This is a genomic window from Terrabacter sp. Root181 (assembly GCF_001428505.1).
Lineage (GTDB): Bacteria > Actinomycetota > Actinomycetes > Actinomycetales > Dermatophilaceae > Terrabacter.
In genome coordinates, this window is sequence record NZ_LMHU01000010.1 from 229,905 (window position 1) to 255,628 (window position 25,724).

22 protein-coding genes and 1 pseudogene are annotated in these 25,724 nt (G+C 71.4%); 5 read left to right on the top strand and 18 right to left on the bottom strand.

Annotation, left to right across the window (positions count from 1 at the left end):
- Nucleotides 1-99: 99 nt before the first annotated feature.
- Entirely contained in the window at nt 100-1,236 is a 1,137-nt protein-coding gene (locus ASD90_RS21065) for a ring-opening amidohydrolase (RefSeq protein WP_056760851.1), read from the bottom strand.
- A gap of 5 nt (nt 1,237-1,241) precedes the next feature.
- A complete protein-coding gene (locus ASD90_RS21070) occupies nt 1,242-2,189 on the bottom strand; it encodes a carbamate kinase (RefSeq protein ID WP_056760854.1) in 948 nt (315 codons plus the stop codon).
- A gap of 251 nt (nt 2,190-2,440) precedes the next feature.
- On the opposite strand from ASD90_RS21070, the gene ASD90_RS21075 reads away from it, so the two are divergent.
- The gene (locus tag ASD90_RS21075; RefSeq protein WP_056760856.1) at nt 2,441-2,686 is read left to right on the top strand and encodes a hypothetical protein; all 246 of its coding nucleotides are present in this window, start codon (nt 2,441-2,443) and stop codon (nt 2,684-2,686) included.
- Nucleotides 2,687-2,743: 57 nt separating this feature from the next.
- On the opposite strand, the gene ASD90_RS21080 is transcribed toward ASD90_RS21075, so the two are convergent.
- From ASD90_RS21080 to ASD90_RS21115, 8 genes are all read right to left on the bottom strand, one after another.
- Nucleotides 2,744-4,246, bottom strand: coding sequence for a carboxyl transferase domain-containing protein (locus tag ASD90_RS21080; protein WP_056760858.1), 1,503 nt, complete (start codon nt 4,244-4,246; stop codon nt 2,744-2,746).
- A 14-nt stretch (nt 4,247-4,260) separates the two neighbouring features.
- Nucleotides 4,261-5,193 (bottom strand): ABC transporter permease, encoded by a 933-nt coding sequence (locus ASD90_RS21085; protein ID WP_056760861.1) that lies wholly within the window; start codon nt 5,191-5,193, stop codon nt 4,261-4,263.
- Nucleotides 5,190-6,275, bottom strand: a complete 1,086-nt coding sequence (locus ASD90_RS21090) for an ABC transporter permease (RefSeq protein ID WP_082588936.1) — start codon at nt 6,273-6,275, stop codon at nt 5,190-5,192. The genes ASD90_RS21085 and ASD90_RS21090 overlap by 4 nt, the downstream gene beginning before the upstream one ends.
- Nucleotides 6,272-7,864 (bottom strand): ABC transporter ATP-binding protein, encoded by a 1,593-nt coding sequence (locus tag ASD90_RS21095; RefSeq protein ID WP_056760863.1) that lies wholly within the window; start codon nt 7,862-7,864, stop codon nt 6,272-6,274. The genes ASD90_RS21090 and ASD90_RS21095 overlap by 4 nt, the downstream gene beginning before the upstream one ends.
- 10 nt (nt 7,865-7,874) lie before the next feature.
- Entirely contained in the window at nt 7,875-8,894 is a 1,020-nt protein-coding gene (locus ASD90_RS21100; RefSeq protein ID WP_056760866.1) for a BMP family protein, read from the bottom strand.
- Between the two features lie 253 nt (nt 8,895-9,147).
- Nucleotides 9,148-9,981 (bottom strand): NmrA family NAD(P)-binding protein, encoded by an 834-nt coding sequence (locus tag ASD90_RS21105; protein WP_056760869.1) that lies wholly within the window; start codon nt 9,979-9,981, stop codon nt 9,148-9,150.
- Nucleotides 9,982-9,983: 2 nt separating this feature from the next.
- Complete coding sequence (locus tag ASD90_RS21110) at nt 9,984-12,014, bottom strand: hydantoinase B/oxoprolinase family protein (protein ID WP_200958671.1); 2,031 nt, start codon at nt 12,012-12,014, stop codon at nt 9,984-9,986.
- A 1-nt stretch (nt 12,015) separates the two neighbouring features.
- Nucleotides 12,016-14,145 carry a hydantoinase/oxoprolinase family protein gene (locus ASD90_RS21115; RefSeq protein ID WP_056760871.1) on the bottom strand — a complete coding sequence of 710 codons (2,130 nt, stop codon included), beginning with the start codon at nt 14,143-14,145 and terminating at the stop codon, nt 12,016-12,018.
- 184 nt (nt 14,146-14,329) lie between these two features.
- On the opposite strand from ASD90_RS21115, the gene ASD90_RS21120 reads away from it, so the two are divergent.
- The 3 genes and pseudogenes from ASD90_RS21120 to ASD90_RS21125 all read left to right on the top strand — a co-directional run bounded on the left by ASD90_RS21120 (nt 14,330) and on the right by ASD90_RS21125 (nt 15,987).
- Complete coding sequence (locus ASD90_RS21120) at nt 14,330-14,770, top strand: YciI family protein (RefSeq protein ID WP_056760874.1); 441 nt, start codon at nt 14,330-14,332, stop codon at nt 14,768-14,770.
- A gap of 26 nt (nt 14,771-14,796) precedes the next feature.
- Nucleotides 14,797-14,982 (top strand): annotated as a pseudogene (locus tag ASD90_RS24785) (sigma factor); the annotation flags it as partial.
- Between the two features lie 51 nt (nt 14,983-15,033).
- Nucleotides 15,034-15,987 carry an RNA polymerase sigma factor gene (locus tag ASD90_RS21125; protein ID WP_369793644.1) on the top strand — a complete coding sequence of 318 codons (954 nt, stop codon included), beginning with the start codon at nt 15,034-15,036 and terminating at the stop codon, nt 15,985-15,987.
- 35 nt (nt 15,988-16,022) lie between these two features.
- On the opposite strand, the gene ASD90_RS24790 is transcribed toward ASD90_RS21125, so the two are convergent.
- Complete coding sequence (locus ASD90_RS24790) at nt 16,023-17,324, bottom strand: DUF4573 domain-containing protein (RefSeq protein ID WP_162260235.1); 1,302 nt, start codon at nt 17,322-17,324, stop codon at nt 16,023-16,025.
- On the opposite strand from ASD90_RS24790, the gene ASD90_RS21135 reads away from it, so the two are divergent.
- Entirely contained in the window at nt 17,233-17,790 is a 558-nt protein-coding gene (locus ASD90_RS21135) for an RDD family protein (protein WP_082588937.1), read from the top strand. The two genes, ASD90_RS24790 and ASD90_RS21135, sit on opposite strands and share 92 nt — an antisense overlap.
- Nucleotides 17,791-17,909: 119 nt before the next feature.
- On the opposite strand, the gene ASD90_RS21140 is transcribed toward ASD90_RS21135, so the two are convergent.
- The 7 genes from ASD90_RS21140 to ASD90_RS21170 all read right to left on the bottom strand — a co-directional run bounded on the left by ASD90_RS21140 (nt 17,910) and on the right by ASD90_RS21170 (nt 25,458).
- Nucleotides 17,910-18,833 carry a carbon-nitrogen hydrolase family protein gene (locus ASD90_RS21140; RefSeq protein WP_056760880.1) on the bottom strand — a complete coding sequence of 308 codons (924 nt, stop codon included), beginning with the start codon at nt 18,831-18,833 and terminating at the stop codon, nt 17,910-17,912.
- 2 nt (nt 18,834-18,835) lie between these two features.
- Nucleotides 18,836-19,492, bottom strand: coding sequence for a carbon monoxide dehydrogenase subunit G (locus ASD90_RS21145; protein WP_056760883.1), 657 nt, complete (start codon nt 19,490-19,492; stop codon nt 18,836-18,838).
- A complete protein-coding gene (gene cutA / locus ASD90_RS21150; protein ID WP_056760886.1) occupies nt 19,489-21,939 on the bottom strand; it encodes an aerobic carbon-monoxide dehydrogenase large subunit in 2,451 nt (816 codons plus the stop codon). The genes ASD90_RS21145 and cutA overlap by 4 nt, the downstream gene beginning before the upstream one ends.
- On the bottom strand, nt 21,936-22,490 hold the full coding sequence (locus ASD90_RS21155) for a (2Fe-2S)-binding protein (RefSeq protein ID WP_056760889.1): 555 nt from the start codon (nt 22,488-22,490) through the stop codon (nt 21,936-21,938). Before ASD90_RS21155 ends, cutA begins: the two co-directional genes overlap by 4 nt.
- Nucleotides 22,487-23,368 carry a xanthine dehydrogenase family protein subunit M gene (locus ASD90_RS21160; protein ID WP_056760893.1) on the bottom strand — a complete coding sequence of 294 codons (882 nt, stop codon included), beginning with the start codon at nt 23,366-23,368 and terminating at the stop codon, nt 22,487-22,489. Before ASD90_RS21160 ends, ASD90_RS21155 begins: the two co-directional genes overlap by 4 nt.
- Nucleotides 23,369-23,513: 145 nt before the next feature.
- Nucleotides 23,514-25,001 (bottom strand): uracil-xanthine permease family protein, encoded by a 1,488-nt coding sequence (locus ASD90_RS21165; RefSeq protein WP_082588938.1) that lies wholly within the window; start codon nt 24,999-25,001, stop codon nt 23,514-23,516.
- 199 nt (nt 25,002-25,200) lie between these two features.
- Nucleotides 25,201-25,458: a hypothetical protein gene (locus tag ASD90_RS21170; RefSeq protein ID WP_056760899.1), complete on the bottom strand. Its 258-nt coding sequence runs from the start codon at nt 25,456-25,458 to the stop codon at nt 25,201-25,203.
- Nucleotides 25,459-25,724 lie beyond the last annotated feature (266 nt).

The following is a 25,724-nucleotide window of genomic DNA, read 5'->3' on the forward strand; positions in this document are numbered from 1 at the left end:
ACGAGAGGCCAGCCCTCGTCACCGAGAACTGGCCTCTCGACCGACCGAGGGGGGCCACACGTGGCCTTTCGACGGTGAAGGGTTGGTGGACCCGAGCGGTCAGCGGGTCCAGCGGTAGCCGGTGGGCTCGCCCTCGCCGAGGTCGACGATCGCGGCGACGGGCCCGCCGCCGTCGGGGCCCTGGTGCGCTGCCGACACGGACACGAAGACCGCCGGGTCGCCCGTCACCGATGCCGTCACGCCACCCACCGCGGACTTGATCTGGCGGTGCCAGTGCACGTCGGAGTCGTCGAGCATCGCGTTGCGCCGACCGTGCACGGTGCCGTCCTGGCTCACCTCGCACTTGAGGAAGACGTTGACGAGCCGGCCCTGGATGTCGCTGCTGTGCGGACGCTCCGGCAGGTCCAGTCCGGCGTCCTTGATCGCGCCCCACACGCCGTCGGCGTCGAGCGCGTCCTCCATGACCGAGTGGCCGATGCGGTAGCGGCCGCCGATGCCCGTCGTGTTGCCGACGACGACGACCTGCGCCTGGTCGAGCTCGACACCCGAGCTGCACGACGCCACCGACGAGAAGAGCGAGCGGTCGTGCATGATGTCGGCGTCCGTCGGCATCTCGATCTCGCCGAGGGCGACGGCGATGCCGAGGCCGGTCGTGCCGTTGGAGAGGTCCATCGACTCGTGCGTGTGCTCGGTCCAGACCTGGTGCCCGCGCGACTTCGCGTCGCGGATGGTGTGGATCGTCAGCAGCGGCGTCTTGGTCTGCACGTAGTGCACGTCGGCCGGGTCGGTGATGCCGGCCCGCTCCATGGCGACCTTCACGGCGTCGGCGACCTTCTGCACCATGGCGACGTAGCCGATCTCCTCGGGCTTGATCGGCTCGCTCATCGCGAAGCCGACCGTGAGCCGCGGCTCGTCGGACTGCTCGGCCTTCTCGGCCGGCACCGTGGCGAAGATCGTGGCGTGCGGGCTGATGATGCCGTCGGTGCCACCGGACCACACGATCGGGACCTGCTTGACCTGGTCGGCGGGCGCGCCCTTCTCGACGAGGACCTCGCGGAAGGCGCGGTCGGCGATGATCCGCGTGTAGTCGTTGACACCGCCGTTGCCCTCGGTCTTGCCGATGATGGCGACGACGCGGCTCGCCTCCATGACGCCGTCGTCGATGAGCGTCGCGAGCTCCGACGCGTCGGCGACCGAGTGGATGGGGACCTTGCGCACCTCAATGGCTTCGGGCACGTGAATCACCTTTCTCTTTCAGGGTTTTCGATGACGGTTCCGACATGGCCGTCGATGGCGGCGGAGAGCTGGTCGAGGGCCGTGATGATCGATCGGGAGCCGCCGGAGCGGACGAAGCGAAGGGCGGCCTCGACCTTCGGGCCCATCGAGCCCGACGCGAAGTGGCCCTCGGCGGCATACGCCTCCATCTCGCCGAGCGTGACCCGGCCGATGTCGTGGGCACGGGGCGTGCCCCAGGCGGCGACGGCGTGGGCGACGTCGGTCGCGATGACGAGGACGTCGGCGTCGACGGCGCGCGCCAGCAGGGCCGCGGTGAGGTCCTTGTCGATGACCGCCTCGACGCCGTGGACGCTGCCGTCGGCGCCACGCACGACGGGGATGCCCCCGCCGCCGGCCGTGACGACGACGTATCCGGCGGCGAGGAGCGTGTGGAGCGTGTGCGTCTCGAGGACCTCGACCGGCTCAGGTGACGCGACGACGCGCCGCCAGCCCTTCTCGCCGCGGTCCTCCCAGCGCTCGCCGTGGTCGATGAGCGTCTGCGCCTGCTCACGGGGGAGGAAACGCCCGATCGGCTTCGTCGGGTGCGTGAAGCCGGGGTCGTCGGCGTCGACGAGCGTTCGGGTGATGATGGCGGCGACAGGGCGCTCGACGCCGCGCTGCGCGAGGGCGGCCTCGAGGGTGTCGAGCAGCGTGAAGCCGATCGTCCCCTGCGTCTGCGCGCCGCACCAGTCGAGCGGCACCGGCGGCACGACGCTCGCGGCGAGCTCGTTCTTGACGAGGAGGTTGCCGACCTGGGGTCCGTTGCCGTGGGTGATGACGACCTCGTGCCCGGCGGCGACGAGCTCGGCGAGGTGGTGGCTCGCGGTGGCGATGGCCTCGCGCTGGGCCTGGGGAGCCGCGCTGCCGTCAGGCCCGGTCATGGCGTTGCCGCCCAGCGCCACGAGCACCCTCACGGCGCGTCCTCGGTCGTCATGGCGTGAGCCTAGGGAGACCGGCGGAGCGTGCGCGTTGTCACCTCCTGCCCAACGCGGCCCCCGACATTGGCAGATGTATGCCGTCGGGTCCCCCGAGCGCCCCTGCCCGCCACCCGGGTCGGCGCGCCGTCGGGAGGCTGCACGGCATACCGGTCAGGCGGGTACGAGAGACATAATGTGCAAGGGGCGCCGTCCGGTGCGTCCTCGATCGAGCCGAGAGGTGGGGGACCGTGGGAGTCGGAGTCCTGCTCGCTGTCGTGGGGGCCATCCTGACCTTCGCGGTGCGGGCCAACACGTCCGTCATCAGCCTGCCCGTCGTCGGTGTCATCCTCATGGTCGCGGGCGCCGCGCTCATCTGGCACGGGAGCAAGGGCACCCGGCGCAAGCGCATCATCACCCGCGAGGAGCGCCCGAGCGGCGCGACGACCCCGACGAGCACCGTGCGCCAGACCATCGAGGAGCGCGACGTCGACTAGGTCGACATCGGTGCGGTGGGTGCCACCCAGCTGTGCCGACAGGCGCGCGACGGTCGCTCAGCGCTGACCGAGCATGCGGTAGCGGGCGAGTCGTGAGGCGAGCCGAGCTCGCGGCTCCTCGCGGGCCAGGACGGCGAGCTCGTGCTGGATGGCTTGGCTCATCCGCCGGCAGAAGTCCTCCGGCTCGTCGGCGGCATCGGGGTGTTCGGCGACGATCCGGTCGACGATGCCGTCAGCGAGGAGGTCGAGCGAGCGGACCCGCTGGGCCGTCGCGAGCTCGGGGGCGTGCTCGGTGTCGCGGTGCAGGATCGCCGACGCCCCTTCCGGTGGCAGCGGCGACAGCCACGAGTGCTGTGCGCAGATGACCCGGTCGGCGGGCATGACCGCCAAGGCACCGCCGCCGGTGCCCTGGCCGAGCAGCACGCACAGGGTGGGCGCCTCGAGCGTGACGAGCTCGGCGAGGCATCGGGCGATCTCGCCCGCCATGCCGCCCTCCTCCGCCTCCTTCGACAGTGCGGCACCAGCCGTGTCGACGATGCTCACGAGCGGCAGGCCGAGCTCGAGCGCGAGCGCCATGCCGCGACGGGCGACGCGCAGTCCCTTCGGCGAGAGGGGGGCGTCGAGCGTCTGGCCGCGGCGGTCCTGGCCCAGCACGATGCAGGGTGCGCCGCCGAACCGGGCGAGCGCCATGAGCAGCCCGGGGTCGTACTCGCCCTGGCCGGTCCCGTGGAGCGGCAGCACGTCCGTCGCCCCGAGCTTGAGCAGCGCCCGCACACCGGGTCGGTCGTCCCGCCTCGAGCGCACGATCGAGTCCCAGGCGGGGATGTCGGCGAGGGGCTCCTTGACGAGCTCGGGCACGTCCGGGAGGTCCTCCCGTGGGCCCATGAGCACGTTGAGTGCCCTGTCTGCCGTCTCGGCAAGGGCCTCGACGGGCAGGATCGCGTCGATGAGGCCGTGCTCGAAGAGGTTCTCGGCGGTCTGCACGCCGTCAGGGAAGGGCCTGCCGTAGAGCGCCTCGTACACGCGAGCCCCGAGGAAGCCGATCATGGCGCCGGGCTCGGCGACCGTGACCTGCCCGAGGGAGCCCCACGAGGCGAAGACGCCACCGGTCGTCGGGTGCCGGAGGTAGACGAGGTAGGGCAGCCCCGCCGCCTTGAGCTGCGCGCAGGCCGCACTGATCTTGACCATGCCGACGAAGGCCGGCGTGCCCTCCTGCATCCGGGTGCCACCCGAGCTCGGCGCGGCGAAGACCGGCAGCTCCTCGCGCCTGGCCCGCTCGAAGGCGAGCACGATGCGCTCGGCGGCCACCGCCCCGATCGAGCCGGCGAGGAAGCGGAACTCGCCCGCGATGACGGCCACGCGGCGCCCGCGGATGCGCCCCTCGCCCGTGATGATCGCCTCGTCGCACCCGCTGCGCTCGGCAGCGGCAGCCAGCTCGGCGGCATACGGGCTGCCGGGCTCGGCGGGCTGGACCGGGATGGAGTCCCAGCCCAGCCACGTGCCGTCGTCGAGCACCGTGTCGAGCAGCTCTCGGGCGCCGAGACGCCGGGTGTGTGCCATGCGGACCTCCCGTCTCAGTGTGACGTCCGGCTCTCGCGGTCGTAGTTGCGCCCGAGGAAGGCCGGGATCCTGGCCCACCGCAGCGCGAACATCATGACGAGCAGGGTCGCCACGTACGGCAGCATCGAGATGAACTGGTGCGGGACGTCGAGCCCGCCGACCTGCACGCGCAGGGCGAGCACCTCCATGCCGGCGAAGAAGGCCGACCCCGCCAGGATGTACTGGGGGCGCCAGCCCCCGAAGAACGCCAGGGCGATGGCGAGCCAGCCGCGTCCGGCGACCATGCCCTCGGTGTACGTGCCCGTGTAGGTCATCGGCAGGTAGGCACCGGCCAGCGCCATGAGGGCGCCCCCTGCGGCACTGCACCAGATGCGCGTGCGGGCCACGTTGACGCCGAGGCTGTCCGCGGCCTTGGGGTTCTCACCGACGGACCGCAGCTTGAGGCCGTGGTTGGTCTTGTAGAGCAACCAGTAGAGCCCGCCGGAGAGGAGAAACGCGAAGTAGACCATCGCCGACTGCTGGAAGAGGACCGGGCCGACCAACGGGATGGCGGACAGGCCGGGGACGCTCAGGTCGTCGAGCGTCGGGATGAGCGGCGGCTGCAGCGTCACCCCGATGACGACCTTGTAGAGCAGGGAGGCAAGTCCGGCCGCGGCGAAGAAGAGGGCCAGGCCGATGACGAACTGGTCGAGCCGGAAGCGGGTGGTGACCCAGCCGAGGAACCAACCGAAGAGGCCGCCGCCGAGGCCGGCGACGACGAGGCCGACGAGGTTGCCCCCGAACGTCAGCGAGACGAGGAAGCCGACGCTCGCGCCGAGCATCATCAGACCTTCCTGGGCGACGTTGAAGACGCCGGCGCGTCCGGCGATCATCGTGCCCTGGGCGGCGAGGATGAACGGCACCATGGCGGTGACGACGAGCTGCAGGAACGATGTGACCTCGTTCATCGCGAGGACCTCCTCAGACGGGCTCCGACGACGTCGGAGAAGAGCAGGAAGAGCAGGATCAGGGCTTCGACGATGAGCACCATCTCGCTGGGCACCCCGGCGCTGCGCTGCATCGCGCTGGACCCGACCTCGAGCACGGCGATGCCGAACGCGACGAACGGCACGGCCAGCGCGTTGCCGCGGGCGATGAGGCCGATGATGATGCCGAGCAGCAGGTAGTTCGACTGCATGCCCTCGATGAGCTTTCCGTGCACGCCGGCGACCTCGATGGCCCCGGCGAGGCCGGCGAGGGCGCCGCCCACGACGAGCGACCCGACCGCGACGCGGCCGACCCGGATGCCGTGGACCTGGGCGGCCCGGGCGTTGGCGCCCACGGCCCGCAGCTCGAAGCCGGGCACGCTGCGTCGCATGACGACGACGACCGCCGCGGCGACGAGCACGGCCAGCAGCACGCCGAGGTGCATCGGCGGCCGACCCACGAGCGGAAGCAGTCCGCCCTCGCCGATCGGGATGGTCGTCGGGTGTCCAGCGGCCGGGTCGCTCCACACCTCGGACGCGACGTAGTCGACGATCCCGAAGCTGACGAAGTTGAGCAGGACGGTGCTGAGGATCTCGTTGATGCCGAAACGGTCCATGAGCCAGGCCGCGACCCAGGCGAAGACGGCGCCGGCGAGGACGCCGCACACGAGGACGAGGGGGAGTAGGACGTAGATCGGCAGGTCCGCGAGCAGGATGCCGGCCGCGGCGCTCGCCGTGGCACCGACGAGCAGCTGTCCCTCGCCGCCGATGTTGTACTTGCCGGCTGCGAGCGGGATGGTGAAGGCCAGCGCGAGGAGCACGAGCGGCACCCACTTGTGCACGGTCTCGACGAGTCCGAAGCCCGACTTGAACGAGGTCGTGACGATGGCCCGGTAGGCGTCGAACGGGTTGTGCCCGAGGGCGGCGATGATGATCCCGGCGACGACGAAGGCCATGAGGACGGCCACGACGTAGGCGAGCACCTGACGGGCGAGGGCGTTGCCCCGGCCGGCCCGGGTCTCGGTGCGCGGTGGGGTCTGGACCGGAGCGGTGGTCGTCGTCATGCCGACTCCTCCAGCCCGGCCATGAGGTGGCCGAGCTCGTACTGGTCGTACTCCCCGCGGCGGCGTTCGCCGACGATGCGACCGGAGTAGACGACGAGGATGCGGTCGCAGAGGTTGGTCAGCTCGTCGAGGTCCTCGGAGATGAGGAGCACAGCGGTCCCACTCGCCGCGGCGGCGCGCGTGCGGTCGTAGACGAACTGGGTCGAAGGGATGTCGAGGCCTCGGGTGGGGTTGTGCAGGATGAGGAACCCGGGCTCGTGGGAGAAGGCGCGCGCCAGGATGATCCGCTGGATGTTGCCCCCCGACAGCTGCGCGGCGGGCGTGCTCGCGGACGGGGCCTTGATCGAGAACGCCCGGATCGAGCTCTCCGCGTGCTGACGCGCCCGACGCCAGTCGAGGAACGGACCGGACCGGAAGCGTCGACCGCGCTGCGCGCCGAGCACGAGGTTCTCGACGATGCTCTCCGAGGGCAGGATGCCGTCGCGGTGACGGTCCTCGGGGACGTAAGCCACTCCGCCGTCGAGCCACGTCGCGGTCGGCGAGCCGGCGAGGTCGCGCCCGTCGAGCGACATCGATCCTGCCGCGGTGGGGCGGACCCCGGCGAGGGCCTCGGCGAGCTCTACCTGGCCGTTGCCCGCGACACCGGCGATGCCGACGATCTCGCCACCGCGGACCGAGAGGCTGACGTCGGCGGCGGGCACGCCGTGGTCGTTGTGGGCGAGGAGGCCCGAGACGACCACGCGCTCCGGGGCGTCGCCCGCGGCATACGCGTCGACCGTCGGTCCCCGCCCGACCGGGGCGGCCATGCCGGCAGTCACGACCTCGGTGACCCTCCTGACCATCGCATCGTCACCGACCATCAGCCCGGCCAGCTCGGTGGGTGTGGTCCCACGCCGTGCCACCGTGCCGACGCGACGTCCGTCGCGCATCACGGTGAGCGTGTCGCAGACCGCCATGGTCTCGCGGATCTTGTGGGTGATGAAGACGACGCTCATCCCCTCGTCGACGATGGCCCGAAGCGAGCCGAAGAGCGAGTCGACCTCCTGCGGAGTGAGGTTCGTCGTCGGCTCGTCGAGCACGAGGACCTTGGCCCCGCGGTAGAGCGCCTTGAGGATCTCGACGCGCTGGCGCAGACCCACGGAGAGGTCGGCGACCGTGGCGAGCGGGTCGACGGACAGACCGAAACGCGTCGACAGCTCCGCGATGCGCTCGGCCTGGCCCTTGAGGTCCATCGACGGCCACGACGGCAGCTCGGTGCCGAGGACGATGTTCTCGGTCACGGAGTAGGTGTCCACCTGCAGGAAGTTCTGGTGGACCATGCCGATGCCGTGCGAGATCGCGTCGCGCGGGTCGCGGATGACGACCTCCTGGCCGTCGAGGGTCACGATGCCCTCGTCGGCGCGGTAGAGGCCGTAGAGGACGTTCATGAGGGTCGTCTTGCCCGCGCCGTTGCCGCCGAGCAGGCCGTGCACCTCGTTGCGGCCGACCGTGAGGTCGACCCCGTCGAGGGCCACGACCGGCCCGAACGTCTTGCGGATCCCGTCCATGTGCAGGAGGGGGCGGGGGCCTGGTGAGGAGTTCTCGGTCATGACTGGGTCGTCACTTGATCGGGGTGAGGTTCTTCTCGACCGTGATCTTGCCCGACGTGATGTCGGCGACGGCCTGCTCCACCTTGGCCACGACGGCAGGATCGACGTTCTTCGGCGTCTGGATCGAGACCCCCGTGTCGAACCCGAGCGGGTAGTAGCCACTGCGCTCGCCGGCCTTGATCTTGGTGAGCATGTCGCCGAGCGGCTTGGTGAAGTCGTAGATCGCCGCCGTGGCGTAGTGCTCGGGGTCGAACTGCGACTTGTCGGTGTACTTCGCGGTGACGACGACGTCGTCGGTCTTGCCCTTCACGGCCTGGAACGCCCCGACCATGCCGAGGTTGAGTGATCCGACGATGACGTCGTTGCCCTGGCCGACGAGCTGCGAGGTGATCTGCTGCGCCTTGGTCGGGTCGTTGAAGTCACCCGTCCACACGGGGGTCACGGTGGCGTTCGAGCCGCTGTCCTTGAGGGCCTGGTTGACGGCGTGGACCTCGGAGTAGGAGAACGGCAGGGACAGCCCACCGACGTAGCCGATCTTGCCCGACTTCGTCTGGGCGGCGGCGAGCACGCCCAGCGGGTAGAAGGCCGTGTGGAAGTTCCGGTCGAGGACCCAGAGGTTGGGGATCGACTCCTTGGGCTTGTCGTCGAACTCGCCGATGAACGTGACGTCGGGGTTCTGCTTCGCGAGCTTGCTCGTCGCCTCGAAGTACTGGCTGCCGTGGCTCCAGATGACGGTGTAGCCGTCGGCGAGGTACTCCTTCATGACGCGCTCGGCGTCGGGGACCGGGACGCTCTCGGAGTGCGCGGTCTCGGCGCCCTGCGACTTCTCGGCCGACTGCAGGGCGAGCAGACCGAGGGCGTTGTAGTCGGCGTCGGTCGCCGAACCGGAGAAGATCGCCGCGATCCGGGGGCTGTCGCCGCCGGCGCCCCCGCTCTGGCCGGTGCTCGGGTCTGCCGAGCCGCAGGCGGCCGTGAGCAGTGCGACGGTGAGAGCGGGAGCGGCGATCCGGAAGAACGTGAGGCGTGCCATGAGCCCTCCAAGGGGTGCTCCGACCCGGCTGGGGTCGGTGTGTGAGTGCGGCCTGTGCCGTTGCGGAGGACTGTGCCAGCCGTCATAAACGCGACTCTTCGTCAATACCTGACAGGGGAAGGGGGCGCGGGTTGTCGGTCGGATGCGCCCTCAGCGGCGGCCCGCCATGGACGGCGCCGTAGCGGTGCCCGAAGGGGCGCGCTGAGGCTCTTCCGGTCTCGGCACCGTGAATTCCCTTGTCGTTGAATCCTGTTCAGCCGACGAGGGCCTGCGCCCAGGTACCGGGCTCGCGGCCCAAAAGGCGTCGGAGCGTCGTCGGGTCTCCGACGAGGCCGCTCCGGTCGTAGGCCCCGAACATCGCCAGCAAGTCGACCCGCGCCTGTGGCGTGAGCGAGGCGCCGGCTCCGGCGACCCACTCCGAGAGCTCCATGCGTACGGCCTCGACCGGGTGCCCGAGCACCTCCGTCGCGACGTGCGCCTGCTCGCGCACCGAGAGCACCTCGGGGCCGGCGACGTCGTAGGTCAGGCCCGCGTGGCCGGGCCGGGTCAGCACCGTCGCCGCCGCCTCGGCCACGTCGTCGAGGTCGACGTTCGTGAACGGCGCGTCGAGCGAGTAGGGCACGGCGAGACGGCCGGCGACAGCCGCGCCCACAAGGTTCTGGTGGTATGCCGCCGGGCGCAGCACCGTGGCTCCCGGCAGGTAGGTGCGCACGACCTCCTCGGCCTCGGCCTTGCGGACGTGGTGCGGCATCGAGGCGTCGTGGGGGTGAAGCACCGAGTGGAACACGAAGCGGGCCAGGTCGGCCCGCGCGGCGGCACGGGCGACCCGCTCGGCGATGGCGACCTCGTCCGGGTGCACGTTGGGCGCGAGGTGGTAGACGCCGTCGACGTCGGTCACGGCCTCGACGAGCCCCTGGCCCGTCTCGAGGTCAACGACCGAGATCGACCGGGCCCCAGCGGCATACGCTCTCTCGGACCGTTCCGGCGATCGCACGGCAGCGCGCACGCTGACACCCCGTGACGTGAGGGCGCGCGTGACGGCGCGGCCGGTCTTGCCGGCCGCGCCGATCACGAGGACCGTCGTCATGCTCAGACCCAGTCGACATCCGCCGCCGACCGTCCCGCGGCGAGCGTCGCGTAGCCGGGGCCCCGGTCGAAGAACGGCTGCTCGTCCGCGCGGTCGCCCCGCAGCTGCTCACGCAGGGCGTCCGACGCGGTGGTGTCGATGACGGGCTGGTCGAGGTCTCCGGTGGCGACGACGCCGTAGTCGCGGCGCGCGCCCTCGAACGAGACCTTGCCCCAGCGCAGGTCGCGCTCGACCTCGTCGTAGGGCCGGTCGAGCGGGTCGCCCCAGCCGCCACCGCCGGTGGTGCGGATGCGGATGACCTGCCCGGCCTTGACGACCTCGGCGTCTGCCAGGGCGTCGACGGTGCGCTCCTCGGGGCCGCCGACGTCGACCGTCACCTGGAACGGACGACCCGCCCTGCCGCCCTTGACGCCCCAGCAGGCGAGGATCGACCGGTCGGCGATGGACATGAAGTGCGCGTCCTTGAGCATCCGGATGTGCTTCTCGTAGCCGAGGCCACCGCGGTGGCGTCCCGCACCGCCCGAGTCGACGGCGAGGCCGAGGCGCTCGACGATGAACGGGAACCGGCTCTCGGTGAACTCGGTCGGCAGGTTGCGACTGTCGGGCACGACGTGGATCGTGTCCTCGCCGTCGGCGTAGTAGCGACCGCCCGAACCGCCACCGAGCACCTCGCGCATGAGGTAGTCGTTGCCGTCGCGGTCCTTGCCGTAGACGCCGGTGTAGCGGATCGTCTCCTGGTCGGCGGGCATCTTCCCGTCGACGGCCTTGGCGACGACGCCGGCGAGGACGCCGAGCAGGCGCAGGATCACGAAGGTGCGAGCGTTCGTCGGCGCGGGGTAGATCGGCGTCAGCAGCGTCCCCTTCTCGGGGAACTTCATCTCGATGAGGGGGACGATGCCCTCGTTGACGTCGAGCTCGGCCATCCGCTCCGGGGTTTCGGCGAGGTTGCGCAGGATGGGCGCGAGCCACTTCTTGAGGAAGTTGCCGCCGACGTAGTCGCCGCAGTGGTTGATCGGGCCCTTCGCCTGCGGCGCCGTGCCGGTGAAGTCGATGACGAGCTTGGGGCCGCCGTCACCCGGGCCGGGCCCGCCGGTCGACAGCTTCGTCAGCGTGATGCGCTGCGTGTGCAGCTTCGGCTCGTCGACGCCGTCGTGCTCCGCATAGTCCTCCCAGACGTACGTGCCGTCGGGGATCTTGCTGAGGATCTCGCGGCGGTAGGTCTCGGTCGTCTTGTCGAGGATGGCGTCGAACGCGGCCTCGATGGTGTCGCGGCCGTAGCGCTCGAAGAGCTCGCCGAGGCGGCGGGCGCCCATGAGGCAGGCCGAGCACTCGGCGTCGAGGTCGGCGGCGAGGCTGTCAGGCATACGACTGTTGCGCGTCATGATGCGCAGGGCTGCCTGGTTGGGAACTCCCTTGTCCCACAGCTTGATCGGCGGGACCGAGAGTCCCTCTTCGAAGACGGTCTGCGCGTTGCTCGGCATCGAGCCTGGCACGGCACCACCGATGTCGTCGTGGTGCCCGAAGGCCTGCACGAAGGCGACCACCTCGCCGCCGGAGAAGACCGGGACGGTGACGCACAGGTCGGGGAGGTGGCCGATGCCGCCCTCGGACTCGTAGACGTCGTTGTGGAAGAAGACGTCTCCCTCGCTCATTTCGGCGAGCGGGAAGTCGCGGGCGATCGGGTGCACGAGCGCGCTGTACGAGCGCCCGGTCAGCTTGCGCAGCTGGCGGTCGTGGATGCCGGCGCGGAAGTCGTGGGCGTCGCGGATCATGGGGGAGCGCGACGTGCGGGCGATGGCCGTCTCGACCTCCATCTCGACGCTCGCGAGCGTCCCCTCGACGATCTCGACGAGGATCGGGTCAACCGTCGTGCCCTCGGCCGTCAGCCGGTTGCCGTGCTCGTATGCCGTCGGGAGGCCCGCGGGGTTCACCGGGGCCGCGTCGTGGCCGGCAGAGACGTCAGCGTGCTGCGACCCGGTGGCGGCGTCGACGGGGGCGAGCCGGGTGGCCGCGGTCTGGCAGGAGAAGCACATGTCAGGCCTCCGGGGTGGTGGTCGAGGGGGACCGGGTGATGACGAGGTTGCCGAGCGTGTCGACGCGCACGACGAAGCCGGGGTGGACCGGGACCGTCGAGCCGAACTCCTCGATGACCGCCGGGCCCTCGATCGTGTCGCCGGCGAGGAGGTCGGGCCTCCACCAGACGTCGGTGTCGACGTAGCCCGCGTCGGCGTCGAAGCAGACCGGGCGGACGCTGCGGTGGGCGCGCTCGCGGACGTACGCAGTGCCGTCGGACGGCGCGAGGTCGCGCAGCTCGGGCCGCGTGATGGGGCCGACTCCGGTGACACGGAGGTTGACCCACTCGACCTGCTGGGTCGGGTCGTTCCGGAAGTCGTAGCCGTAGAGCGCGCGGTGCTCGTCGTGGAAGCGCGAGGCGACGTCAGCGGCATACGCCTCGTCGATCTCGCCCTCGGGCGCGGCGACGCGGACCTCGTAGGCCTGGCCGAAGTAGCGCAGGTCGACGGTGCGCGTGTAGCGGTGGCTCTCGCGCGCGAAGCCCTCGCCGTCGAGGGCGCTCGCCGCCTTGGCGGTGAGGTCGTCGAAGGTCTTCTGCACGGCGGCGTGGTCGAGCGCGTGGTGGCGCGCGACGGACGTCTGGACGTAGTCGTTCTTGACGTCGACGGTGAGCAGGCCGAAGGCGGAGACGTTGCCGGGGTTCTGCGGCACGACGACGCCGGCGAGGCCGAGGATGTCCACGAGTCGGCAGGCGAGCAGCGAGCCCGAGCCGCCGAAGGTCGCGAGCATGAAGTCGCGCACGTCTAGGCCGCGCTTGACCGACACCTGGCGCAGCGCGTTGGCCTGGTTCCACGCAGAGATCTCGAGGATGCCGGTCGCGCAGCGCTCGAAGTCGAGCCCGAGGCGGTCGGCCAGGGTCGAGACACCGGCGCGTGCGGCCTCCACGTCGAGGGGGATCTCGCCACCGAGCAGGTGCGGGGGGATGCGCCCGAGGGTCACGTGGGCGTCGGTGATCGTCGGCTCGGTGCCGCCCTTGGCGTAGCAGAGCGGGCCGGGGTCGGCACCTGCCGACTGCGGGCCGACCTTGAGCGATCCCTCGGGCGAGATCCAGGCGATCGAGCCGCCACCCGCACCGACGGTGACGACGTCGATCATCGGGATCTTGCTCGGGTAGGCCCCGACCGTGCCCTCGGTCGTCAGGGTCGGCTCTCCGGCGAGCACGACGGACACGTCGGTCGAGGTGCCGCCACCGTCGCACGTGAGGACCCGGTCGAAGCCGGCGCGGCTCGCGATGAGCCCGGCACCCAGTGCGCCGGCAGCAGGACCCGAGAGGACCGTCGTGATCGGCTGGTGCACGACCTCGTCGGCCGACAGCACACCCCCGTTGGACTTCATGATGTAGAAGGGCAGCTTCTCGCTGCTGCCGACGAACTCGTCGAGTCGCTGGTGGATGTTCGCGACGTAGCGCGACACGTTGGGCTTGACCGCGGCGTCGACGAGGGTGGTCATCGAGCGCTCGTACTCGCGGTACTCGCGCAGCACCTCCGAGCTGATCGAGACGACGGCGTCCGGGTGCTCGCGGCGGAGCACCTCGCGCATCGCGAGCTCGTGGCTGTCGTCGGCGTAGGAGTGCAGGAAGCACACGCCGATCGTCGTGATGCCGCGATCCTTGAACCAGCGGGCGACGGCGACGGCGCGCTCCTCGTCGAACGGGCGGATCTCGTTGCCCTCGAAGTCGACCCGGCCGCCGACCGTCTTGACGTAGTCGGCGGGGACGATGCGCGCGGGCTTGACCCAGAAGTAGGAGTTGCCGTAGCCGTCGGGCACGGCCTGGCGGGCGATCTCGAGGATGAACTCGTAGCCCTCGGTCGTGACGAAGCCGAGCGCCTCGACCTTGCCCTCGAGGAGCTTGTTCGTCGCGACGGTCGTGCCGTGGGAGACGGCACTGATGTCGTCGCCGCTCGCGCCCATGAGGTCGAGCACCTTGCGGACGCCGGCGAGGAAGCCGTCCGCGGGGTTGCTCGGGGTCGAGGGCGTCTTCGTCGTGACGAGCTCGCCCGAGTCCTCGTCGAGCGCGACGACGTCGGTGAACGTGCCACCGGTGTCGATGCCGATGCGGATCCGGCGGCGTGCGGAGGTGCCTGCTGTCATGGTGAGGATTCAACCCGCGGGACGCCCGTCGGGGCGTTGGCACATCGTGCCAACACCTGCCCGCATTCGGGCCAATCCTCGCCAGTCGCCGACCAGGGCACCCAATCGATGTCGAGGGCGCGTCCTCCGCTCCGTCCCCGGGGTGAGCGTGCCACGCTGGCACGACGTGACGAAGGAGAGACCCATGGCGCAGTACCTCATCGGCGTGGACTTCCAGGCCGGCGACGACCCGGCCCCGATGACCGACTGGACCCCGGAGGAGGTCCAGGCCCACCTCGACTACTACGAGAAGCTGGTCGGCGAGCTCGAGGCCAACGGCGAGCTCGTCTCCTCGACGATCCTCACCGGTCCCGACCTCGCCAAGATCGTCCGGTCCGACGGTGCGGCGCCGGTCGTCACCGACGGGCCGTTCCAGGAGTTCAAGGAGTGGCTCGCCGGCTTCCAGGTCGTCGAGGTCGACTCGGAGGAGCGCGCCCTCGAGATCGCGTCGCTCATGTCGGCCGTGCCCGGGCGGGGCGGCGTGCCGACACGACAGCCCATCCACGTGCGCCAGGTCATGGAGCAGGCGCCGGCGAACACCGAGGAGATGGACGCGTTCCTGCGCACCGCGGGGGCCGAACGCTGAGCGACGCCCCCGCCGTCGACGACCTGCTGCGCACGCTCGCGCCGCAGGTCGTCGGCATCGTCAGCCGCCGCTTCGGCGACTTCGACTCGGCCGAGGACGCCGTCCAGGAGGCTCTCCTCGCCGCGGCGCGCCGCTGGCCCGTCGACGGGCTTCCCGACGAGCCGCGTGCCTGGCTCGTCACGACCGCCTCGCGGCGGCTCGTCGACCTGTGGCGCAGTGACGCGGCCCGGCGCGAGCGCGAGGCGCGCGTCATCGCCTGGGAGGTGCCGGCGCACGACCCCGTCGGCCACGACGACAGCCTCACGCTGCTCCTCCTGTGCTGCCATCCGTCGCTGACCCCGGCGTCGGCGATCGCGCTCACACTGCGGGCGGTGGGTGGTCTCACGACAGCCGAGATCGCGCAGGCCTTCCTCGTGCCGGAAGCCACCATGGCGCAGCGGATCAGCCGTGCCAAGGCCACGATCCGCGCCTCCGGCGCAGCCTTTCGTATGCCGTCCGGTGACGACCACGACGTCCGCCTCCGCTCGGCCCTGCACGTGCTGTACCTGCTCTTCAACGAGGGCTATGCGAGCACGCACGGAGCGACGGTGCAGCGGATCGAGCTCTCCCGCGAGGCGATTCGCCTGACGCGGCTGCTCGTCGACGGCGTGCCCGACCATGCGGAGGCAGTCGGACTGCTCGCCCTCATGCTCCTGCTCGAGGCGCGCGCCCCGGCGCGCAGCGACGCCTCGGGGGCGCTCGTGCCGCTGCCCGAGCAGGACCGGTCGCGGTGGGACGCCGGGCTCGTCGCGGAGGGCCTCGGCCTGCTCGGCCGGGCGATGTCCTTCGGGGCGGTCGGGGAGTACCAGCTGCAGGCGGCCATCGCCGCGGTGCACGACCGGGCGCCGACCGCCGCCGACACCGACTGGGACGAGATCCTGACGCTCTACGGGCTGCTCGAGGACGTGACGGGCAACCCTGTCGTCACCCTCAACCGGGCCGTGGCCGTGGCGATGGCACACGGGCCCCGCGCCGCTCTCGAGGTCGTCGACGAGGTCGAGGACCGGCTCGGCACCACGCACCGGTGGCTCGCGGTGCGCGGCCAGCTGCTCGAGATGGCGGGTGAACGCGACGCGGCGGCAGACCTGCTCGACCGCGCGGCCGCGACCGCGACGAACGAGGCGGAGCGCCGGCACCTCGCGACGCGAGCCGCACGCCTGAGGGCGTCGCGGGCGTGACCCGGGGGTCGTGGTCCGGCCGACCGGGCCCGCCTTCACTCGTCGGGGGTGATGCAGGCCCACGCGTTCGGACGCATGCTGGAGCTGGAACGAGTCAGAGGCGCCGCCCGCGTGGGCCACGGCGCCCGGGGCGGTGAGGACGAGGCATGGACGAGACCACGGGAGCCGAGGCGGCGGGGCCGGACGTGCCGGAGACGCCGGAGACGCCGGAGACGCGGTTCGAGCCGCTGACCGCCCTGGACCTCGCCGAGCTGGCCCTCGGTCTGGCCGCGGTCGGGGTCGAGACCGTCGGTCGGGTCGTCGAGCGGGTCCGGCCGCCGAGCCTGGTCACGGGCGTCGTGACGGGCGTCGTGACGGCGCCGGTGACGGCGACCCTGACCGAGCTGGGTTCCCGGCTGCGGCGCGCCGACTGGGCTCAGGAGCTGCTCCAGCGCGGTCGCTCGCGACGCGGTGAGCTCGGTCGGGCCGCCGAGGTGACGGCCCAACGGGTGGCTGCGGTGGTGGTCGAGGCCGTTCTCGACCTCGTCGACCTCACCGACATCGTCGTCGACCACGTCGACCTCGACGCCGTGGTGCATGCGGTGGACCTCGACCGCGCGGTCGCCCGGGTGGACATCGGGGCGGTCATCGACCGGGTCGACATCGACGCGATCGTCGAGCGCGTGGACATCGACGCGATCGTCGAGCGGCTCGACATCGACGCGATCGTCGCCCGGGTGGATCTCGACCGGGCGGTGTCCAGGGTCGACATCGGGGCGGTCATCGAGCGGCTCGACATCGACGCGATCGTCGCAGGGGTGGACCTCGACCGCGCGGTCTCGGGTGTGGACATCGACGCGATCGTCGCACGGGTGGACCTCGACCGCACCGTCTCGGGTGTGGACATCGACGCCATCGTCGGGCGCGTGGACATCGACGCGATATTGGACCGGGTCGACGTGAATGCCATCGCCCAGCGGCTCGACCTCGACGCCGTCGTCGCCCGGCTCGACCTCATCGGCCTGGCCGAGTACGTCGTCGAGGAGATCGACCTGCCCGGCATCATCCAGAGCTCGTCGGGCGCGATGGCCTCCGAAGGGATGCGCGAGGTGCGCTGGCAGGGCGTCGGAGCCGACGAGCGGGTCGCACACGTCGTCGACCGGATGCTCCGGCGTCGTCCCCGCACGCCGGGCCCGGCGCTCCCGGCGAACGAGATCGCCGGCGCTCCGGTGCTGCCCGGGACGCCCGGATGATCGGCGGGCCGTCATGACGACACCCTCCCGACCCGGCCGCGGCCCGGTGTCACGCATCGTCCTACCCGGCCCGGCACGGTCGGTCCAGGGCCACCGCGCGGGCATCGTCACCCGCGTGGCCGCCGGGGCCGTCGACCTCGTCGTCGCCCTCCTCGGCGTCGCCCTGATGTACTCCGCGTGGGCGGGCACGATCTTCCTGCTCGGTCCGCAGTCGTTCCACTTCCCGGACCCGGGCGGGCTGCGACTGCTGCTGCTCGTGCTCGGGCTGCTCACGGCATACCTCACGGTGGCGTGGGCCACGACCGGGCGGACCTTCGGCAACCGTCTGCTCGGTCTGCGGGTCGTCGACGACGGCGGAGGCACGATCGGGCTCGCGCGGGCGTTCCTGCGCGCCGCTGCGTGCGTCATGTTCCCCATCGTGCTGTTCTGGGTCGTCGTCAGTCGTGAGAACCGGTCGCTACCGGACGTGCTGCTGCGCACCTCGGTGGTCTACGACTGGACGTCCAACGGGGGTCGGGGGGCGGAGCCGACGGCGACGCCGCGCGCGATCGTGCTGCCCCAGGACGACTGAGCGACGGCGCCCCGCCGACGGACGACCGTTGGTCGTCCGTGCGTGGCGACACGCGGCACGACACGCCGACTCGGCGAGGTGGTCCCGACCAACGGTCGTCGGTCGGCTGCGGCCGCCGGTCAGCCGGCGTCGCCGCGGTGGATCGGCGCGTGCGGGAAGGGCGTCTCGGCGGCGCCCTCAAGCTCGGCACGGTGGTTGCGGATGAGGTCGAGGTTGCGGTCGCGCAGGTGGTCGAACGCCTGGCCGACGTTGGAGCCCGGGGTCAGCGACGAGAGTGCCTCGGCCGGGTCGAGCCGGGCCGAGACCCAGCCGGGGTGCGTCGCGGCCTTGGCGACGATGTGCCCGATGGGGGTGACGATGTGGGAGTTGCCGAAGTAGAGCACGCCGGCGGGGTCGGCGCCGACGGCGTTGGCCCCGATGACGTAGACGTGGTTGTCGTAGGCGCGGGCCCTCGAGGTGAGGTCCCAGATGTCGGCCGAGCGCAGCAGCGCGGACGGGCGGCAGATGACCTCGGCACCCTGCACGGCCTGGATGCGTGAGAGCTCGGGGTAGTCGCCGTCGAAGCAGATGATCATGCCGATGCGGCCGAGCTCGGTGTCGCACACCGTCACGGTGTCGCCCGGCGTGACCCAGCCTCCGCCGCTCACGATCTCGGAGCAGAAGGGGTGGGTCTTCCGGTAGATGCCGAGCACGTCACCCGAGGGGCCGACGAGCACCGAGGAGTTGTAGACGACACCGCGCTCCGGGCCGCGCTCGTAGGTGCCGATGCAGACGTGCACGCCCAGCTCGCGGGCGACCGCCTGGATCGGCTCGACCATCGGCCCGGGCAGGTCGGTCATGAGGTCCCAGAGCTCCTCCTTGGAGCAGCCGGGAGTGAAGCCGGTCGTCGCCGTCTCGGGCAGGACGACGAGCTCGGCGCCGGTGGCCGCGACGCAGCGACGGGTCATCTCGACGCACGCGTCGAGGTTCGCGCGGATCGTCTCGGGGCTCAACGGTGCCGGGACGGGGGCGACCTGCACGGCCGCGGCGGTGAAGGCCCGCATCGTCAGCGCCTCCCGATCGCCCAGCCGACGACGACGCCGACGAGGGCGACGACGCCGCCGGTGACGACGCCGAGGGCGTACTCGCGCCCGGCGAACGGCCCCGCCGGAGCCGGCCGGCCGGCATACGACACGGGGGTGCCGGTCGCTGCCGCGCCGGCGGGTAGGCCGCCTGCCGCGGTCTGTGGGAGCGCCTCGGGAGCGCTCGGGCCGGCCGGGCGCACGCCGGAGATGTCGGCGTCGACCGCCGAGAAGAACTGGCCGGCCATCTTCTTCGTCACGCCGGCGAGCATGCGCTGGCCGACGCCGCCGATGACCCCACCGACGGAGGCGTCGGCGTCGTAGGTCAGGTCGGTGCCGCCGGTGGTCGACGGGCTGAGCCGCACGACGACGTCGGCGTCGACGGTGCCGGGCGCGCCCGCCCCGGAGGCCTTCATCGTGAAGGAGCCCGGGTGCTGCGGGTCGCGCAGCGACACCTCGCCGTCGTACGTGCCCTTGATCGCGGCGACACCCGCGGTCACGGTCATCGCGTAGTGGTCGGGACCGACCTCGGTGAGGCGCTCGCAGCCCGGCAGGCAGCGCGCGAGCACGGCCGGGTCGTGGAAGGCGTCCCACACCTGCTGCGGGTCGGCAGCGAGGGTGGCGGATCCGGTGATCTTCATGCGGTCGGCTCCTTCGATGACGTGCCGGACGTGCGTGTCGTGCTGGATGTGCGGTGCAGGGACGGGATCTCGCCGTCGGCGTGGCGGCGACGCAGCTCCCAGAGGTCGTAGGGGGAGATCGGCATCCGGGTGATCGGGAAGCCCTCGGCGTCCTCGATGGCCGACGCGATGACGGCCGAGACGGGAATGCAGCCCGCCTCACCGGCGCCCTTGATGCCCAAGGGGTTCAGCGGCGACGGGGTCTCGAGGTGGTCGGCCTCGATCGTCGGCACCTCGGACGCGTAGGGCATGAGGAAGTCCATGAACGACGCGTTGAGCAGCTGCCCGGACTCGTCGTAGGCCATCCGCTCGTAGAGCGCGCCGCCGACACCCTGGGCCACCCCACCGTGGACCTGGCCCTCGACGATCATCGGGTTGATCATCGTGCCGCAGTCGTGGATGACGCAGTAGCGCAGGATCTTGATCTCGGCCGTGACCGGGTCGGTCTCGACGATCGCCGCGTGCATGCCGTTGGCGAAGGTCGCCTGGGTGGGGGAGTAGAAGTCCTTGCCCTCGAGGCCCGGCTCCTCGTCGTCGGCCACTGGCGGCTTGTCGGGGTCGAAGGTCCCGGCGAACTGCGTCGCGGCCTGTGCCGCCTCGTCGAACGCGTAGCGGAGCGGGTTGGACAGCACCGAGACGGTGCCGAGGCTCATCGATGTGGCAGGGGCGCCCTTGACGCGCACCGTCCCCTCGACGATCTCGAGGTCGTCGGGTGACACCTCGAGGGCATCGGCCGCGATGCGCAGCGCCTTGGCCCGGACGTTGCGGGCGGCGAGCGCGATCGCGCTGCCGCTCATGACCGCGGCGCGCGACGCGAAGGTGCCCACGGCATACGCCATCTTGCGGGTGTCTCCGGTGGTGACGAAGACGTCCTCCATGCGGACGCCGAGCTCCTGGGCGACGATCTGGGCGAAGACGGTCTCGTGCCCCTGGCCCTGCGACGTGAGTCCCGTCGACACGTTGACGCGGCCGCTCGTCTCGATCTGGATGTGGCCGCCCTCGTAGGGGCCCACTCCCGTGCCCTCGACGTAGCAGCCGATGCCGAGCCCGACCTTGCGTCCCTCGGCCTCGGCCTGGCGGCGGTAGTCGGCGAAGTCGTCCCAGCCGACGAGGGACTTGAGCTTGGCGAGGCTCGCCGGGAAGTCGCCCGAGTCGTACTTGAGCGGGCGGCCGTCCTGGAAGAGCAGGCCGTGGTCCCAGGGCATCTCGGTCGGGAGGATGAAGTTGCGCGACCGCACCTCGGCGCGGTCGAGACCGAGCTCGTCGGCGATGGCGTCCATCGTGCGCTCCATCGCGAAGCAGCCCTGCGGCCGGCCGGCGCCCCGATAGGGCGTCACGAGAACGGTGTTCGTGTAGAGCGACCAGAACTCGCAGCGGTAGGTCCCCGGCTTGTAGGGGCCGAGCAGCTGGGTCGAGGTGATGATCGGGACGATGATCCCGTAGGGGGTGTAGGCGCCGTTGTCGTGCCACAGCTTGACGTCGAGCGCGAGCAGGTGGCCCTCGTCGTCGAAGCCGACGGTGACCTGCTGGAGCTGACCGCGCTCGTGCGCGGCGCTGATGAAGTGCTCGCGCCGGTCCTCGGCCCACTTGACCGGGCGGCCGAGCCGGATCGCGGCCCAGGGGACGAGGACCTCCTCGGGCCAGGGGTGCACGATCTTGACGCCGAAGCCGCCACCCACGTCGGGGGCGATGCACTCGACCTTCGCGAGCGGGAGGTCGAGCTTCGCCGCGACGGCCGCGCGGACACCGGTCGACGTCTGCGTCGAGGAGTACATCCGCAGCTCGCCGCGGTCGCGGTCCCAGCGGGCGTAGACGCCCTTGCCCTCCATCGGCATGCAGGCGCTGCGCTCGATGTCGAGGTCGAGGGTCAGGGTGCGCGGCGCCGCGGCCATCGCGGCCTCGACGTCGCCGACCTCCTGCAGCATGTGGGCCGCGACGTTGTCGGGCACGTCGTCGTGGACGAGCAGCTCGCCCGCGCGGGCGGCCTCGATGCCGACGACGACGGGCAGCTGCTCGTAGGTGACGCGGATGCGCTGGCACGCGTCCTCGGCGACGTAGCGGTCGGACGCGACGACCATGACGATCGGCTCGCCGACGTGGTTGACCTCGTCCTTGGCGAGCGCGTAGCCGGTGCGGCCGTGGGTCAGCGTCGGGTGCGGGATGAGCAGGGGCAGCGGCTCGCCGACCCGCCCGGGGAGGTCCTCGTGGACGTAGATGCCGACGACCCCCTCGACGTCGACGGCGTCGGACGCGTCGATGTCGACGATGCGGGCGTGCGCGTGCGGGCTGCGGACGAAGGCGGCCGCGAGGGCGTCGTGGCCGAGGTCGTCGAGGTAGCGGCCACCGCCGGTGAGGAGGCGCGGGTCCTCCTTGCGTCTGATCGGAGCGCCGAACATCTGCGTGGTCACGACTGCACCTCGGCCGTCTCGCTCGCCCGCTCGGCCTTGATCTCGGCGGCGCGCAGGACGCTCTTGACGATGTTCTGGTAGCCCGTGCAGCGGCAGAGGTTGCCCGAGATCGCCTCGCGTGCCTCCTCGCTCGTCGGTGCGGGGTTCTCGTCGAGGTAGGCCGTCACCGTGGTGAGGAAGCCCGGGGTGCAGAAGCCGCACTGGAGCCCGTGGCACTCGGCGAAGGCCTGCTGCACGGGGTTCATCGACTCACCGGTCGGCGCGACGCGGGCATCGGGAGCCGTGCCCAGGCCCTCGACCGTCGTGATCTCGTGGGCCTGGGCCGTCACGGCGAACATGAGGCACGAGCGCATCGGGCTGCCGTCCACGAGGACCGTGCAGGCGCCGCACACCCCGTGCTCGCAGCCCACGTGCGTGCCGGTGAGCTCGAGGTCGTGGCGGAGGAAGTCCGAGAGCAGACGGCGCGCCGGGACGGAGGCCGAGTGGCGTACGCCGTTGACCGTGACCGTCACGTCGTGAAGGGTCTCGGTGCCTTGGGTCGTGTCGGTCATGCGGTTGCTCCTGCGCGGTCGGCGGCCTGTGGGAGGACCCGGCGGGTCAGCTCGGTGACGAGCATGCGGCGGTAGTCGGCGCTCGCGTGGATGTCGCCCTCGGGGTCGACGTGCTCGCGCACCGCCTCGGCGGCGTCCTCGACCGCCTCGTCCCAGGCGGCCGTGCCCGGCTCGACGCCACCGAGCGCGGGGCCGAGGTCGAGGACCGACGGCACGTCGGTGACGGAGACGAACGAGGCCCTCGCCGCCGAGACGACCCCGTCGGTGACCGTCACCGCGACACCGACGCCGGCCATCGCGTAGTCACCGTGACGACGGGCCGCCTCGGTGAACGCCGTGCCGGTGCCGACGGGGAAGCGGCCGAAGCGCACCGCGACCGCGAGCTCCTCCGCCGCGAGCGACGTCTCGAGGGCGCCGAGGAAGAAGTCGGGCCACTCGATCTCGCGCGACCCGGAGGGCCCCGCCACCTCGACGACGCCGTCGGTCAGGGCGAGGATCGCCGGCATCTCCCCCGCCGCGTCGGCGTGCGCGATCGAGCCGACCGTCGTGCCGCGGTTGCGGATGGCCGGGTGGGCGACGTTGACGAGCGCCTGGCGCAGGAGGGGGAGGGCGGCAAACGCCTCCTCGGAGCGCTCGAGGCCGGCGTGGCGCACGAGGGCGCCGACGCGTACGGCCTCGGGCGTCACCTCGACCGAGTCGAGGCCGGCGACGCGGTTGATGTCGACGAGGTGCGCCGGCGACGCCAGTCGCATGTTGAGGATCGGGATGAGGCTCTGGCCGCCCGCGAGGACCTTGCCTTCGTGCCCGACCTCGCTGAGGACGGAGACGGCCTGCTCGACGGTGAGCGGTGCGTGGTGCTCGAAGGGGGCGGGCTTCACCGAACTGATCCTGCCTTCCGACCCCCGGTGGGGACTAGTGATGGTTGTGCATCGCTGCTCGTGGGCTTTTGGCAACTTCTGCCCTGAACGGGCCGTGGGCCCCCGATCCGAGATCGGGAGCCCACGGCCGGTGCTGCGTGATGGGTCAGCGTCGCCGCAGGTCCGGACCGCCGGGGCGGTCCTGGTAGAGGTCGTCGATGCCGTCGGCGTCGCCGTAGTCCCCTTCCCGTTCGCCGAGCGAGATCATCGTGCCGCTCGCGGCGTCGGCCCGCTCACGCAGGTCTGTCGGGGCGAGGGCGCGGGCCGCGTGGTAGGCCACGATGGTCACGATCGTGCCGAGCGCGATGCCACCGAGCGTGAAGTCCGACGTGAAGACGAGCGAGACGCCGCCGATGCCGATGATGATGCCGGCCGCGATGGGCACGAGGTTGATCGGGTTGCCGAAGTCGACCCCGTTCTCCTTCCAGATCTTCGCGCCGAGCAGGCCGATCATGCCGTAGAGCACGACCGTGATGCCGCCGAGCACGCCGCCCGGGACCGACGCGACGAGCGCACCGAACTTCGGCGAGAGGCCGAAGACGATCGCGACGATCGCCGCGACGTAGTAGGCGGCCGTCGAGTAGACGCGGGTGGCCGCCATGACGCCGATGTTCTCGGCATACGTCGTCGTCGGCGAGCCGCCGACCGAGCTGGCGATGACGGTGCCGATGCCGTCGGCCGCGATGGCGCGCCCCATGTAGGGGTCGAGGTTCGACTTCGTCATCTCGGCGACGGCCTTGACGTGGCCGGTGTTCTCGGCGATGAGCGCGATGACGGCCGGCAGGACGAGCAGGATCGCGGCGACCGAGAACGACGGCGCGTGGATGCCGACGATCTCCTTGCCGTCAGCGCCGGTCGTCGACGTCGGCGGGAGGCCGAACCAGGGCTGGCTCGCGAGGTTGTCGAAGTTCGTGCGGAAGTGCGTCGTGACCTTGCCGGCGCCGGCGTCGAAGGACGTGATCTGGCCGAACATCCTGTCGAAGAGCCACGAGATGACGTAGCCGAAGATCAGGGCGAGGAAGACCGCGATGCGCGACGCGAAGCCCTTGAAGGCGACCGCGCAGATGATCGTGAACGCCATGACGAGCAACGCGACCCACTGGTCCTGAGGCCAGTAGATGCTGGCGACGACCGGCGCGAGGTTGAAGCCGATGAGCATGACGACGGCGCCCGTCACGACCGGCGGCAGCACCTTGTGCAGCACCGCGGACCCGGCGAAGTGGATCGCCACACCGACGAGTGCGAGCACGACACCGGCGACGAGGATCGCGCCTGTCACGTCGGCGGACGTGCCGCCCTGGGCCCGGATGGCCGCGACGGCGCCGACGAAGCTCGCCGACGTGCCGAGGTAGCTCGGGACCTTCCCGTTGACGATCAGCAGGAAGCAGATCGTCGCGATCCCGCTCATCATGATCGCGAGCTGGGCGTTGAGACCCATGACCAGCGGGAAGACGAAGGTCGCCCCGAACATCGCGACGACGTGCTGCGCACCGAGACCGATCGTCCTGCCCCACGCGAGTCGTTCGTCAGGTGCGACGACGTCGTCGGGGCCCATCGTCTTGCCGTCCCCGTGCAGTTTCCAGCCCAAAGCCATTCCGACTCCTATGGTTGCCACATGCGGTGATGTGGGTCACGTCCCACTCCGGGATGGGCGAAAACTACTCCCACCGCATGGGATTGCGTTCGTCAAACGTTGATACACGCCGAGGGTGACCCTCTGGCACGTCATGACGTATGCCGTCACCCCCGTTCCCGGCGTTCCGCCCGGCCGAGCGCGTGGAGCGTCACACCCCTCAGCGGGGTGCGATGTCCCACGCTCGGGACGTCGAGCCGACGGGGCAGCCGGGGCCGCACGGGCGTGGCGCGCCGGTCCAGCCCCGGGCACGCAGCACCTGGCCCACCTCACCCGCCAGGGCGCATCCGGTCGGCACGAGATCGGTCCAGTAGCACCGGAGCGTGATGCGTCCGGCCACGAGAGCGGAGCGGTCCCGCCGGCCGTCGCGCTGCACGTCGGTCCACGACGCGTGCCCGAGGCGGCCGTCGACCTCCACGACGACTCCCCATTCGTACTCGCGGTCCCGCCGGCCGGCGCGCCCGAACGGCGACTGCGAACGCCCGCGGGGGAGGCCATGGGCCCGCTCGACGTCGCGGACATAGCGCCGCTCGGCCGGGCTCTCGCACCCCCGGGTGCACGACCTGCCATCGCCCCCGGTCCAGCCGCCACTCGATCGCCTTCGGGCTGAGGCCGCCGGTCAGCGCCTGGGCCCGGGTCAGCAGGCCGGCCTGACCTGCGGCCCTGGCCCGGAGCAGTGCATCC

Coding starts and splice junctions, on each gene's coding strand:
- ASD90_RS21115 (WP_056760871.1), bottom strand. CDS start 14,145: ATGACAGCAGGCACCTCCGCACGCCGCCGGATCCGCATCGGCATCGAC.
- ASD90_RS21105 (WP_056760869.1), bottom strand. CDS start 9,981: ATGACGACGGTCCTCGTGATCGGCGCGGCCGGCAAGACCGGCCGCGCC.
- ASD90_RS21085 (WP_056760861.1), bottom strand. CDS start 5,193: ATGAACGAGGTCACATCGTTCCTGCAGCTCGTCGTCACCGCCATGGTG.
- ASD90_RS24790 (WP_162260235.1), bottom strand. CDS start 17,324: ATGCCCGCGCGGTGGCCCTGGACCGACCGTGCCGGGCCGGGTAGGACG.
- ASD90_RS21095 (WP_056760863.1), bottom strand. CDS start 7,864: ATGACCGAGAACTCCTCACCAGGCCCCCGCCCCCTCCTGCACATGGAC.
- ASD90_RS21100 (WP_056760866.1), bottom strand. CDS start 8,894: ATGGCACGCCTCACGTTCTTCCGGATCGCCGCTCCCGCTCTCACCGTC.
- ASD90_RS21135 (WP_082588937.1), top strand. CDS start 17,233: ATGACGACACCCTCCCGACCCGGCCGCGGCCCGGTGTCACGCATCGTC.
- ASD90_RS21090 (WP_082588936.1), bottom strand. CDS start 6,275: ATGACGACGACCACCGCTCCGGTCCAGACCCCACCGCGCACCGAGACC.
- ASD90_RS21155 (WP_056760889.1), bottom strand. CDS start 22,490: ATGACCGACACGACCCAAGGCACCGAGACCCTTCACGACGTGACGGTC.
- ASD90_RS21165 (WP_082588938.1), bottom strand. CDS start 25,001: ATGGCTTTGGGCTGGAAACTGCACGGGGACGGCAAGACGATGGGCCCC.
- ASD90_RS21140 (WP_056760880.1), bottom strand. CDS start 18,833: ATGCGGGCCTTCACCGCCGCGGCCGTGCAGGTCGCCCCCGTCCCGGCA.
- ASD90_RS21080 (WP_056760858.1), bottom strand. CDS start 4,246: ATGGCACACACCCGGCGTCTCGGCGCCCGAGAGCTGCTCGACACGGTG.
- ASD90_RS21110 (WP_200958671.1), bottom strand. CDS start 12,014: ATGTGCTTCTCCTGCCAGACCGCGGCCACCCGGCTCGCCCCCGTCGAC.
- ASD90_RS21145 (WP_056760883.1), bottom strand. CDS start 19,492: ATGAAGATCACCGGATCCGCCACCCTCGCTGCCGACCCGCAGCAGGTG.
- ASD90_RS21120 (WP_056760874.1), top strand. CDS start 14,330: ATGGCGCAGTACCTCATCGGCGTGGACTTCCAGGCCGGCGACGACCCG.